Source organism: Pseudomonas sp. SbOxS1, from assembly GCF_013416725.1.
GTDB lineage: Bacteria > Pseudomonadota > Gammaproteobacteria > Pseudomonadales > Pseudomonadaceae > Aquipseudomonas.
Genome location: NZ_JAAVXC010000007.1, coordinates 196,149 through 208,604, shown reverse-complemented (window position 1 = coordinate 208,604; position 12,456 = coordinate 196,149). Strand labels below are relative to the sequence as shown.

The following is a 12,456-nucleotide window of genomic DNA, read 5'->3' as shown; positions in this document are numbered from 1 at the left end:
AAAAGCTCAATACTGACGTTGCGGTAAATGCACGACGATGCCATCTAACGTCGAATCGAGTTTGATCTGACAGCACAATCGGCTGTTCTCGCGTACGTCCAGTGCCCCTTCGAGCACACCCAGTTCGTCGTCAGTTGCAGCGTCGATCCTGGCAAACCAGGCGCTGTCGACATAAGTGTGGCAGGTGGCACAACTGCAGGTCCCACCGCAGTCGCCGAGGATGCCGGGCACCAGGTTTTGAGTGGCGACTTCCATGATGGATTGGCCTTCTCGGCCTTCCACTTCGTGCGCGGTTCCGTTGAATTCGATGTAGGTGATCTTGAGCATGTTGAGTACCGTGAATGGCAATGTCATTGAATGACGATGGCTAGCAGGTGCGGATGCTCTGTACCTGTATGTCTTGACGAACCTGGCCTAGCAACTGATGGACTTCGACCAGGCGCTGCTCCAGATTGATAAGGCGTTTGTGCATGTCTTCCATGCTCGGCGCGACGTCGCTCGTGGCAGCTGGCATGTCCGGAGCGGCGACCAACACGGGTTTGATGAAGTGGTGAATGTGCTTGCGCAGATCGGCTTCTTGCCAGGGTGCTGCCATTTTGATCATCAGCAATTCACGGATGATCCAGTCAACCAGGAACTCAGGGTCGAGATCTTCGCGCAATTCGCCATTGGTCTTTGCTGCATCGACCACTGGAAGCAGGATTGTACTGACCTTTTTGCGAAAAACCTGGTTGAAGATCTGCACGCCCGCCTGTGTTGTTTCATTGCCGAGCAGCCGCTTGAGCAGGACGTTCTCCGGCGTTTCAATCACCGCCCAGACCAGCAGGCGCTCGACTCGCTCGCACAGATTGCCGGGACCGTTCAGGATTGCGGTTGCCTCGCTCTCGAATGGGCGAGACTGCCTTTGCAATGCAGCACCAAATATTGCTTCCTTGCTGCCAAAACGACGGTACAGGGTTGCCCGCGATATTTCAGCTTCGCGGGCGATGTCATCCACTGTGGTCTTGTCCAGGCCCAGCTTGTCCAGACAGCGTTCGGCAGCTTCTATGACCCGCTGGGTCAACTGTGCATCACGATCTTCGGGCGCACCGGACATTGTCTGTTCTCTGAGCTTGGTGGTCATGGATGCTTACTGCGCCTCGTAGATTTCATAGATCAGGCGGCCCTGCTCATCGCGGGAGCCTTTGCCAATGGCTTGAACGGTGTTCAGCCACTTGTAACGCTCGTCACCGGTCTCAAAGCGAGGCGTGGCAATCAGCGGTGTAGCGCCGGTCTGGGTCATCTGCGCACGCCCCTCGTAGGAGACGAAGATTATAGCGCCATCGTCGGTCTCCAAGGTCAGGCGTACATCGATGGACAGGGTGCCATCTGCACCGATCAGTGCCCAGTCGGCTGCGGCACGGCCCTTGAGTTTTGCGTTCAGGCGCTCGCCTTCCCAGCGAGATGCCAGTACGTCGACAATCACGCGGGTCCCGCGTGGAGTGTTCGGGATATAGACCGGTGTTTCCAATTCCAGAGTGGCAGTGGCCAACGGGATCAGAGTGATGGACATGTTGAATTCCTCTTCTTGTTGTCAGGCGTGGGAGTAGGATTTGTCGGCATTGGCGGCATAGAAGGAAATCTTCTGCGCACGGTTGGCCTTGCCGGGGGTAAAGCGCACAGGCATATGGTTGATGCCATTGGTGAAGTTGGAACGCAGTCGCTCTATGTCTCCGTCCAGCCGGATATCCGGCAGGCGGGTGACGACCTCTTTGATAAAAGCCATCAGTTCGGAGCGTGCCAGCATGGCGCCGAGGCAGCGATGGATACCCGTCTTGGAACCGAAAGCCATGTGATCGCGGGCGTTTTTGCGATGGATATCGAACTCGTCGGGATTGGCGAAAATTTCTTCATCCCGGCTGCCTGAGCAATACCACATCACGACCTGATCACCTGCCTTGATGGTTTGTCCACCCAACTGATAATCCTGGGTAGCCTTGCGCGCAAAGGCCAGGGCCGGGGAGGTGAGACGCAGCATTTCCTCGACGGCATTGGGCAGCAGTGACGAGTCGCTGCGCAGCATTTGCATGGCTTCGGGGTTTTCGATGAGTAACTTGGTGCCATGCAGAATCTGCGTGCGCGTGGTTTCATTGCCCGCGGTGGCGAGAATCAGAAAGAAGCAGCCCAGATCGAATTCGGACAGCTGTTCCCCTTCCATTTCAGCCATGGCGATCTGGCTGAATACATCATCACCAGGTTGTACGCGACGTTGATGGGCCAGTGTCATGGCGTACCCAAACATCTCCCGTCGTGCTCGCTCCATGCCGGCGTTGCTGGAAACTCGCGTATCACCGGCGCCGAACATGGCATTGGCCCAGTTGAAAAGATTCTGCCGATCTTCGGCGGGCACGCCCAACAGATCGGCCACCACTTCAATGGGCATATGGGCGCCCACATCATGGAAATCGCAGACGCCGTCTTCGATCACAGCATCAATGGAATCCACCGCCAGTTGGCGGATGTGCTCCTCGATTCTGGAAATGGCCTTGGGGGTGAAGCCACTCATGATCAGCTTGCGCAGGGCGCCGTGTCGGGGTGGGTCGCTGAGGATGATCATACGGTCGACGGTGGCGGCAAGCGTTTCCTCGGGTACTTCGGCCGGGGTGACATTGGTCCGGCTGGAGAAGACTTCGGGATTGGCCTCCACTTCCGTAATGTCCTTGTAGCGCGTTACCGACCAAAAGCCGGTACCGTTTGGACGCGCTGTCCAACTGACAGGATGTTCGCTGCGCAGGAAGGCGAAGTAGTCGTAGGGGACAGCCTGTTCGAACACGTGCACATCAGATAAGTCGATATCACCAAGCTTCATGGTCTTGCGCCTCTATTGGTCTTGTATGAGACGATCAAAACATAAAGTATCTTTTAGTGATACGCAAACATTGATTTGTCTCATTGGTCCGTTTAGCTTGTATCCCACAACAACAATGCCGCTGTGTGCAGCTCTGAGACGATGTGAGTTGAACGTCTCAACAGCAAACCTGGCGGATGAGGGCAAGCGAGGAGGTGGTGTCATGCGAGATGGGGAACAGGTAGAGGTGTTGATAGTCGGGGCAGGTCAGGCCGCAGGTGAACTCGCGGTGGCTCTGCGTCAGGAAGGCCATGCGGGGCGGATACTGATCGTTGGAGAGGAGAGTTGCTTGCCGTATCAGCGTCCCCCTCTCTCCAAGGCATACCTTGCCGGCATGATCGACCTGCAAGGTTTGTTGATTCGACCGCAGACAGCTTACGAGCGCGCCGCTATCGACTTTCTGCTCGATACTCGGGTCGAGTCCATCGACCGCACGACCAAGCAAGTTCGTCTGGCCGATGGTCGATGCATCCGTTATGAGCGCCTGGCATTGGCCACGGGGGGCCATGCCCGGCGACTGAGCCTGCCTGGCAGCGATTTGCGAGGGATTCACTATCTGCGCAATCTCGCAGATGTTGACGACATTCGCCCCCAGTTCCGCCCTGGACGTAAGTTAGTGGTAATAGGCGGCGGCTATGTCGGACTGGAAGTGGCCGCTGTTGCTGTTCGTGCTGGTCTGCAGGTGACCGTTCTGGAGACCGCCTCCAGAGTATTGGCACGTGTCACGGCACCTCAGCTTTCAGCTTTTTACGAGTCTTTGCACCGCGAGAATGGCGTGCGGATATTGACAGGTATAGAGGTGCAAGGCTTTGCCCCTGGTGAATGTCCAGTGGGTGTCGGTGAAGTGTTGTGCAAGAGTGGAGAGCGGATCCAGGCGGATTTTGTCATCGTCGGGATCGGTCTCGTACCCAACGTTGAGCTGGCCCAGGCGGCGGGTTTGCTGGTCGACAATGGCATCGTCACCGATGTGACCGGACTTACCCAGGACCCGAGCATTGTCGCAATAGGCGATTGTGCCAATCAACCGAGTCTCTTCTATGGAAGACGTTTGCGTCTGGAGTCAGTGCCCAGTGCAGTAGAGCAGGCGCGATGCGCGGCCGCGACGCTCTGCGGCAAACCGAGGCGTAACGATTCGCTACCCTGGTTTTGGTCGGATCAGTATGACCTCAAGTTGCAGATGGCTGGCTTGTCTCAAGGTTATGAGCGTGTCGTGATACGTGGTTCGTTCGAGCTGCGTTCGTTCGCCGTCTTCTATTTGCAAGGAGCCAGGATCATTGCTGCGGATGTGGTAGGTCGTCCAGCAGACTTCATGGCAGCCAAGCGCCTGATCGCGGAACGACTGGTAGTGGAGGACGAGAGGCTGGCCGACGATTCTCAGCCACTCAAAGTGCTATTTGCCAATTCGGTTAATTGAGGTGAGCCACCAGGCTCAATGTTTGAGCCTGGTGGTGAGACTTGCCAGCAACCGCACTTATGCCGATGGCTTGCCTTGCGTCAATACAGAGCGAGCATTGGACAGCTCGAGGAACCCGGCACGGCCGTGGTACCGACCCATGCCACTGCCATTGACGCCGCCGAACGGCAGGTTTTTCTCGACGTAGTGCATCATGACGTGATTGATCGTGACGCCGCCTGATGAGCTGCCGTGCAATGTCCGCTCAACGAAGTTTTCGTCGTCGCTGAACACGTACATGGCCAGGGGTTTGCCGTTGCCATCGATATGTTCGAGCACTTCGTCCAGTTCGTCATAGGCAAGAATGGGCAGCACGGGGCCGAAAATTTCCTCCTGCATGATTCGCGCATCCCTGGGGACGTCCACCAACACCGTCGGATGGATCGTAAGGGTTTCGCGATCCGACTGACCGCCACACAGAATGCGTGCGCCGCGTTCAAGCGCATCGTTGATGTAGCCCAGTACCCGATCGAAGTTTCGTTCATTGACGATGCGTGGCTGTTTTTCCAGCTGCAACTGCCCGTTTTCATAAAATTGATGGGCGACCATTGCCTTGACCTTCTCGCCGAATGCTTCTGCGTCGTTGCGCGGAATCCAGGCATGGTCGACGGAAAGGCAGAGCTGGCCGGAATTGTTGAAGCGTCCGCCAACTACTTTAGCGGCAGCTTGCAGCAACTCAACATCCGGTCCAATGATGGCTGGGCATTTACCGCCCAGCTCAAGCGTTACGCTGCTCAGGTGCCGTGCAGCGGCTGCCATCACTCGTTTACCGACCGCCGGGCTGCCGGTGAAAAACACGTGGTCAAAGGGCAGTTCCTGCAAGCGTTCTGCAACCTCGATACCGCCTTCGAACACGGCAACATCATCAGGATTGAAGGCTTCAGCAATCAGTTTTGCAACCACTCGGCTGGTAGCAGGCGTCAGCTCGTTAGGTTTGATCATCGCGCTATTGCCGGCCGCGATGATCGGCACGAGAGGTGCCATGACCAGGGCGAACGGGAAATTCCATGCGCCCAACAACAGGACGTTGCCGCGGGGCTCATACAAAATGTGTGCGGCGGTATTCGGCAGGTAAGGTGAAGAAGGCACAGGTTTGACGGCCATCCAGTCGGCCAGTTGGGCCACTGCTGTGTCGATATCCCCTAGTACCGAGGCGATTTCACCTGACTTGCCACCCGTAGGTGTCTTGCGCAGGTCTTCGAAAAGCGCCTGTTCGATATCGTCGATGTGCGCCACGATCACTTCGCGAAGTCGCAACAGGCGCGCTTTACGCAGGTCGACTGTTTCATCGCGACGTACTCGTCGAGTCTGGCGCTGACTGGCGAAGGTCTTTTCGATAGCGGCGTTGAAAGCGGTGTCCAGAGTCATGAATTAAAGCTCCTCAAGGCATGCGGATCACGGGCTTGATGGCGGAACCATCATGGGCGTCGTGGATGGCCTGGTTGATGTCTTTGAAGTCATAGAAACGCAGCAGCTTTTCAACCGGCAGCAGTCCAGCTTTCCAGTACTCGATGAGTTGAGGGATGAACAATGACGGTACCCCACCTTCGCCCGCCATGATGCTGCCTTTGATTCGGGTATTTCTCGACTGCACTTCCATTGGGTTGAAGGTGACGCTGGCTTGCGCACCGGCCATGCCCACAAGAACAGCCGTACCGCCGTGTCCCAGCGCTTGGATAGCCTGTTCCATTACCTTTGGAATACCTGTGGCCTCAACGACACCATCAACCCCGCCACCACTGAGTTCACGGATAGCCTGGACGGCGTCCTGATCACCGGCATTGATGACATGCGTGGCGCCCAGTTCAAGGGCAAGCTCCAGTCGGCTTGCGACCCGGTCGACCACAATGCGTTGGGTGCAACCGGCGATTTTTGCCGCCATCAATGCCGACAAGCCCACACCGCCAGCGCCGAACAGGGCAAAGCTGGTACCTGCGCGTGGGCGCAAGGTATTGAGCACGGCTCCGGCACCGGTCTGAATACCGCAGCCTAAAGGGGCAAGGATATCCAGAGGCAATTGGGCGTCGATTTTGATCACGCTACGCTCGCTGGCCAGACAGTGGCTGGCAAACGAAGACTGGCCCAGAAAACGTGCAAACACCGGCTTACCGGCCAGTTGATGGGTGCAGCTACCGTCGCTGCAGCGGCCACCCGACATATTCAGTTCGCGAAAGGAGAGGCAGTAAGACGGCTGGCCGGATATGCACTGAGGGCATTTGCCGCATGAAGTGGTGGTCATGATCACATGATCCCCGGGCACAACACGAGTCACGCCCGTACCGATTTTCTCGACAACGCCGGCACCTTCATGTCCGAGCAGCGCCGGCCACGGCATCTGTGGATTGGCCAATACCGTCAGGTCGGTATGGCACAGTCCTGTGGCAACAATTCTCACCAGCACATCGCCCGGTCCAGGCTCAACCAGGTCAATTTGCTCCATTTGCAGTGGGGCATTGGTATCGAAAGCCAGCGCGGCTTGAATCTTCATTGAACGTTCCCTTTAGTTGTTTTTCGGCGTTTTTGGCGCAGCAGGAGCTCAAGAGTGCCAGGCAGTGATCATGATAATCATCTGCATGATTGTGCCTGTATGACTAAAATAAATCTTTTGCGATGGCTTGAGCAGAATGCGTGCCTCAGTCCATTGACACCAATGATACACATGATTATTGTGATTACACAATTTCTTGGGAGGACCTTTCCTCTCAAACATTGGGCTTCTACCCGCCGATAAAACAAACAATAAGCTGGAGACTGCGATGAAGACAGGCAAACCAATCGTCGAAACCGAAGGTGCAGTACGCATCTTGTCAAAAGCAGGGGGTGTGCTGGCAGTAGGGTTCACTCTGCTGTTTCATCAAGGGGTTTATGCCACTCCTGGGGTGACGCCTGAAGAACTGAAGCAATTGGGAACGACACTCACTCCCTGGGGTTCGGAAATCGCTGGAAATAAGGACGGCACCATTCCCGCCTACACAGGGGGAGTGAAACCGCCAGCGGGTGCGAGCCCCTCCGACAAGCATCCGCTTGATCCCTTTGCCAATGACAAGCCGGTTGTGACGATCACTCCGGCTAACATGGCGCAATACGCCGATAAGCTGACACCTGGTACCCAGGCCTTGCTCAAGCGCTGGCCTGATTACAAACTCAATATCTATCCGACTCGCCGCGGCTTTCCGCAGATGGCACCGGATCGAGCTGAAGGCTCAATCAAAAACGCAGCGAATCCAGAGTGCAAAACCACGGATGATGGTGTCGGACTGCGGGGTTGCTGGTTTGGCACGCCATTCCCTATTCCCAAGAATGGCTATCAGGCCATGTGGAATGCCCTCACGCACGAGCAGACCGAATACGAACTACGGATGCAGAGCTGGATCGTCGACTCGTCGGGCCATCCGACGATGACCAACGACTCCATACAGCAGGCTGACTTCCCGTTCTGGGATTCGACAGCCGCGCCTTATTCGGGAGTGGCTGAAAACTATTACCGCTTCCTTAACAAGACGATTGCGCCTTCACGCGATGCCGGGCAGAAATCCATCGTCTGGTACCCAGCGGAATTCGATCACAAGGATCAGCGAATCTGGTCTTACACCACTGGCCAGCGCCGTACCCGTCTCGCGCCGGAACTGACCTACGATACGCCGAGCGCTTCATTGTCCGGGGCGTTGAATTATGACGAACTGGGTCTTTTCGCTGGTCGCATGGATCGCTTCGATTTCAAACTGATTGGGCGTAAGGAGATGTATGTACCTGCCAATCAGTACCGCATGCTGACAGCGACGCCAGAGCAAGTGCTTGGTAAGCAGTTTATCAACCCGGATGTCTCGCGTTGGGAGTTGCGCCGCGTATGGGTAGTAGAAGCAACCCGTAAGGAAGGTAAGCGCCATATTGCCGCCAAGCGCAGGTTCTTCATCGACGAGGACTCCTGGTCGATTTTGACCGCTGAGTCGGAGGATGATGCCGGTAAGCTGTTCCGGGTGCAGCAATCCAATGGATGGCCGCAATACAATCGCAACGAGTTTGGTGCAGCCGGGAATATGGATTATTCCACTGTCGCCTACGACCTGAGCAAAGGTCAGTACCTGCTCACCAGCTTCATCGATCCGGCAAGTGGTTGGGTGAAGCAGGTCAAGCGCTTCCCGGACTTTACTTTCCGCTCGGAATCCATGGCCGGCACTGGCGTTCGCTAAACAAACCCCTTCGCCGCGGCACGATTTTTCGTGCCGCGGTTTTTTTTCGCCTGCCAATTGTCAAGTCAATGTTCGGTTGACGATAAACATGTATAGGATTAGTATGATTATGTGAATTGCTTGGCGCAGTCGCTTTGACAGGCGGTCCAAACAATTCGCTTACATCACTCCGCACAACAAGTTCAATAAGAAGTCTGGAGGTTGAAATGAGCCATTTTGGCTTGCCTTTATTTGCCCGCTGTTTTCGAACAGCCCTGCATATGCGAGGCGCATCAGCTGCCAATCTCAGATGGATCGGCGGTTGCTTCATCGGTGCCTCGTTGCTGCTAGGGGTCAATGCGAGCGAGGGCAAAGGCCCTGCTATCGATCCCTTGTTCACTCCGGTGGTGCAAAGCCGTCTGGCACCTGCCACTCAGTTGGTCGGTCTGGCCCGGGCCGGGCAACGCCTGGTTGCGGTTGGATGGCGAGGGCACATCGTTTATTCCGATGATCAAGGTCGCAGCTGGCAACAGGCTGACGTACCGGTCAGTGCCGACCTCACCGCGGTCAACTTTCCTACTGCTGAATCAGGTTGGGCCGTCGGCCACGGGGGCGTGATTCTGCGTACCCGCGACGGTGGCAAAACCTGGGTCAAGCAACAGGATGGTTTTGCTACCGGCAAGCTGATGACCAGCTACTACCAGCAGCGCCTTGATCAGGCCAGCGAAGCCGAGCAGGCGCAATACGCAGGCTTGATGGATCAGGTGCGCCTCAATTACGAGACGGGGCCCGAACAACCTTGGCTGGATGTGTGGTTCGAAAATGATCAGCACGGGTACGTGGTCGGTAGCTTCAATCTGATCATGGAAACTCGTGATGGCGGTGAACACTGGACGCCCATGCTCGACCGGATGGATAACCCTGAAGGCCTGCATTTATCGGCGATCAATGCCGTTGGTGACGAACTGTATATCGCCTCGGAGCGAGGGACAGTGTTCCGTCTGGATAAAGCCAGTCAGCGCTTCATCGCATTGAATTCCGGCTATGTTGGAAGTTTCTTCGGCGTGACGGGGGATGCCCGTGCGGTGGTTGCTTACGGCTTGCGCGGTAATGCCTGGCGCAGCCTGGATAAAGGTGTGAGCTGGGAAAAAATCGACACGGGAACGGAGACCACGCTAACGGGAGCCGCCATGCTCGACCACGGACGCCTGGCGATAGTCAGCCAAGGCGGTACGTTGCTCCTCGGTGACGCCGCTACTGGTGCTTTGCAGCCAAAACAGCTGCTTCGTAGCGTGCCCTTCGCCAATATCGAACCCGCGGCTGCAGACAGTGTGGTCATCGTCGGCACCCAAGGTGCTCAGCTCGAGCCTTTGCCGGCTTCCGGCAGCTGAGGCTGGTGGTATGGAAAATCTGGAGAAATCATGGCTGTAGATACCGAATCACTTCGCCTGCCCGTGATACGGGATATCAAAGACTTCGACAAAAAATCGGGTGACTGGCTGGAGCGACTGATCTTCAATCATCGCGCCTGGGTGGTGATGCTGGTTGTGGTCATTACCGCTTTTTTAGGATTGCATGCTTCGCGTCTGACGGTGCAGGCCAGCTTCGATGACATGATTCCTCATTCCCACCCCTATATCCGTAACTACCTGGACAACAAGAGCGAACTGAAGGGCTTGGGCAACTCAGTGCGCATCGTAGTCGAAAATACTCAGGGTGATATTTTCGACAAGGACTACCTGGCTGTGGTGCGTGATATCAATGACAAGATATTCCTCACGCCAGGCGTGGATCGTGCCTTCATGCGTTCGGTCTGGACGCCAATCGTACGCTGGACCGAAGTGACCGAAGAAGGCTTTCGCGGTGGTCCGGTCATGCCGTTCGACTACGACGCCAAGGAAAAATCCATTGCCCAGTTTCGTACCAATACGCTGCGCGCCGGTTTACCTGGAACGTTAGTGGGCAAGGACCTTAAGTCGAGCATGATTTTTGTGCCCCTGCTCGATGTCATTCCCGAGACCGGTAAGCCACTGGATTACAGTGAGCTCTCGACTTTTCTGGAAAAAGAAATCCGTGACAAGTATCAGGGCGCAAGCGATGGCCACTATCGTGTGCATATCATCGGCTTTGCCAAGCTGGTAGGCGACCTGATCGACGGGTTGATTCAGGTCATGATGTTTTTCGCCGTTTCGGCCCTGATCGCTTCATTGATCATCTACCTCTATACCCGCGATCTGCGAAGTACTTTGTTGTTGGTGGTGACAGCGACCATCGGCGTGGTCTGGCTGCTGGGGTTGTTGGAGTTGCTTGGCTACGACCTTAATCCCTATTCGATCCTCGTCCCTTTCCTGATTTTCGCCATCGGTTTATCCCATGGCGCCCAGAAAATGAACGGGATCATGCAAGACATCGGGCGGGGGACGCATAAGTATGTGGCTGCCCGTTATACCTTTCGCCGGTTGTTCATGGCGGGGCTGACGGCGTTGATTACCAACGTGGTTGGTTTTGCCGTGCTGATGATCATTGACATCCCCGTGATTCGCGACCTGGCGATGACCACCAGTCTGGGTGTGTTGGTGCTGATTTTCACCAAGCTGTTCTTCATTCCGGTAGCACTTTCCTATATTGGCGTCAGTCAATCAGCCGCCACGCGCAGCCTGCGTGAGAATGAGGCCGGACAAGGCATCACCGGCTTTTTGCAACGGTGCACCGAGCGTCGTCTGGCCTTGCCACTCACTTTGCTGGCCATTCTGGTCGGCGGGGGTGCCATGGCAATCAGCCTGACCAGCCTGAAGATGGGAGACCTGGATGCGGGGGCGCCCGAGCTGCGTCCTGACTCGCGCTTCAATCTGGATGTTGGATACATCAACGAGCATTACGGTATGTCGAGCGATCAATTCGCCGTCATCCTCAAAACCAAAAACGAAGGCATGCGCGACTATGAATCGTTGGTGGCGCAGGACCTTCTGGCCTGGCGTCTGCAACAGCTTCCATCGGTGCTGGCAACCGCCTCACTGGCGGGCGGGATTCGGCGAGTCGCATCGGGATCGTTCGAAGGTAATCCGAAGTGGATGACGTTACCGCGCAATACCCAAACGCTCGGTAACGTCACGCAAACCCTGCTGGTTGGCAGCCCTGAGCTGATGAACCCCAATGCCAGTGTTGCTCCGGTCATTGCCTACCTTAAAGACCATCGCGCTGACACATTGAGTGAAGTGGTCAAGGTGACCGAAAAGTTTGCCGCGGAGTACAACACCCCTGACCGACAGTTTTTGTTGGCCGCAGGCCCTGCCGGTATCGAGGCGGCCACCAACATTGTAGTGAAACAGGCCAACTATCGGATCCTCGGCCTGTTGTATGCCGCCGTCGCGATCCTGTGTTACGTCACCTTTCGCAGTTGGCGGGCGGTGGTGGTGGCCATGGTGCCACTGGTGATTACTTCGTTCCTTTGCGAGGCCTTGATGGTGATGCTGGGTATCGGCGTCAAAGTCGCTACCTTGCCGGTCATTGCCCTGGGTGTCGGCGTCGGCGTTGATTACGCCCTGTATTTATTGTGCGTCCAGTTGGGTGCTCAGCGTCGCGGGATTTCCCTCGCGCAATCCTATGGGCTCGCTCTGAATTTCACAGGCAAGGTTGTGGCTTTGATTGGTGTGACCATGGCGGCGGGCGTAGTGACCTGGGTCTGGTCGCCGATCAAATTCCAGGCCGACATGGGCATCCTGCTGACGTTCATGTTCCTCTGGAACATGCTCGGTGCCCTGACGCTGATACCGGCATTGTCGTATTTCCTGTTGCGTGATGTCGGTCGCGACGTCAATGCGCAATCCACCACGGTATCGCTTCCCCTGGCAGGGCTCGATCCTGTAGCCGACAGTGGTCTGGAGCAGGAAACAGAGCTTCAAAAACGCATGGCCAGCAGAGCTTGAAGCCTGCGCCATTCTTTGATG

At 56.1% G+C, this 12,456-nt stretch carries 10 protein-coding genes; 4 read left to right on the top strand and 6 right to left on the bottom strand.

Features of this window, described 5'->3' with window-relative positions; translation table 11 throughout:
• Nucleotides 1–6 precede the first annotated feature (6 nt).
• The 4 genes from HFK74_RS11475 to HFK74_RS11460 are packed head-to-tail and all read right to left on the bottom strand — an operon-like array spanning nt 7 to nt 2,848.
• Nucleotides 7–327, bottom strand: a complete 321-nt coding sequence (locus HFK74_RS11475; protein ID WP_157711473.1) for a 2Fe-2S iron-sulfur cluster-binding protein — start codon at nt 325–327, stop codon at nt 7–9.
• Between the two features lie 40 nt (nt 328–367).
• Nucleotides 368–1,123: a TetR/AcrR family transcriptional regulator gene (locus HFK74_RS11470; protein ID WP_180203594.1), complete on the bottom strand. Its 756-nt coding sequence runs from the start codon at nt 1,121–1,123 to the stop codon at nt 368–370.
• Nucleotides 1,124–1,129: 6 nt separating this feature from the next.
• Nucleotides 1,130–1,552, bottom strand: a complete 423-nt coding sequence (locus tag HFK74_RS11465; RefSeq protein ID WP_157711475.1) for a DUF3237 domain-containing protein — start codon at nt 1,550–1,552, stop codon at nt 1,130–1,132.
• 21 nt (nt 1,553–1,573) lie between these two features.
• Nucleotides 1,574–2,848: a cytochrome P450 gene (locus tag HFK74_RS11460; protein WP_180203593.1), complete on the bottom strand. Its 1,275-nt coding sequence runs from the start codon at nt 2,846–2,848 to the stop codon at nt 1,574–1,576.
• A gap of 202 nt (nt 2,849–3,050) precedes the next feature.
• Here HFK74_RS11460 and HFK74_RS11455 point away from each other — a divergent pair, with 202 nt between their 5' ends.
• Nucleotides 3,051–4,301, top strand: a complete 1,251-nt coding sequence (locus tag HFK74_RS11455) for an NAD(P)/FAD-dependent oxidoreductase (protein ID WP_180203592.1) — start codon at nt 3,051–3,053, stop codon at nt 4,299–4,301.
• A gap of 57 nt (nt 4,302–4,358) precedes the next feature.
• Here HFK74_RS11455 and HFK74_RS11450 read toward each other — a convergent pair whose 3' ends face one another.
• Both HFK74_RS11450 and HFK74_RS11445 read right to left on the bottom strand, forming a co-directional pair.
• Nucleotides 4,359–5,708, bottom strand: a complete 1,350-nt coding sequence (locus HFK74_RS11450) for an aldehyde dehydrogenase family protein (RefSeq protein WP_180203591.1) — start codon at nt 5,706–5,708, stop codon at nt 4,359–4,361.
• A 13-nt stretch (nt 5,709–5,721) separates the two neighbouring features.
• Nucleotides 5,722–6,828, bottom strand: coding sequence for an NAD(P)-dependent alcohol dehydrogenase (locus HFK74_RS11445; RefSeq protein WP_180203590.1), 1,107 nt, complete (start codon nt 6,826–6,828; stop codon nt 5,722–5,724).
• Between the two features lie 268 nt (nt 6,829–7,096).
• Here HFK74_RS11445 and HFK74_RS11440 point away from each other — a divergent pair, with 268 nt between their 5' ends.
• From HFK74_RS11440 to HFK74_RS11430, 3 genes are all read left to right on the top strand, one after another.
• The gene (locus HFK74_RS11440) at nt 7,097–8,530 is read left to right on the top strand and encodes a DUF1329 domain-containing protein (RefSeq protein ID WP_180203589.1); all 1,434 of its coding nucleotides are present in this window, start codon (nt 7,097–7,099) and stop codon (nt 8,528–8,530) included.
• A gap of 260 nt (nt 8,531–8,790) precedes the next feature.
• Entirely contained in the window at nt 8,791–9,900 is a 1,110-nt protein-coding gene (locus tag HFK74_RS11435) for a YCF48-related protein (protein ID WP_180203588.1), read from the top strand.
• A 30-nt stretch (nt 9,901–9,930) separates the two neighbouring features.
• Nucleotides 9,931–12,435, top strand: a complete 2,505-nt coding sequence (locus HFK74_RS11430; RefSeq protein ID WP_180203587.1) for an RND family transporter — start codon at nt 9,931–9,933, stop codon at nt 12,433–12,435.
• Nucleotides 12,436–12,456 lie beyond the last annotated feature (21 nt).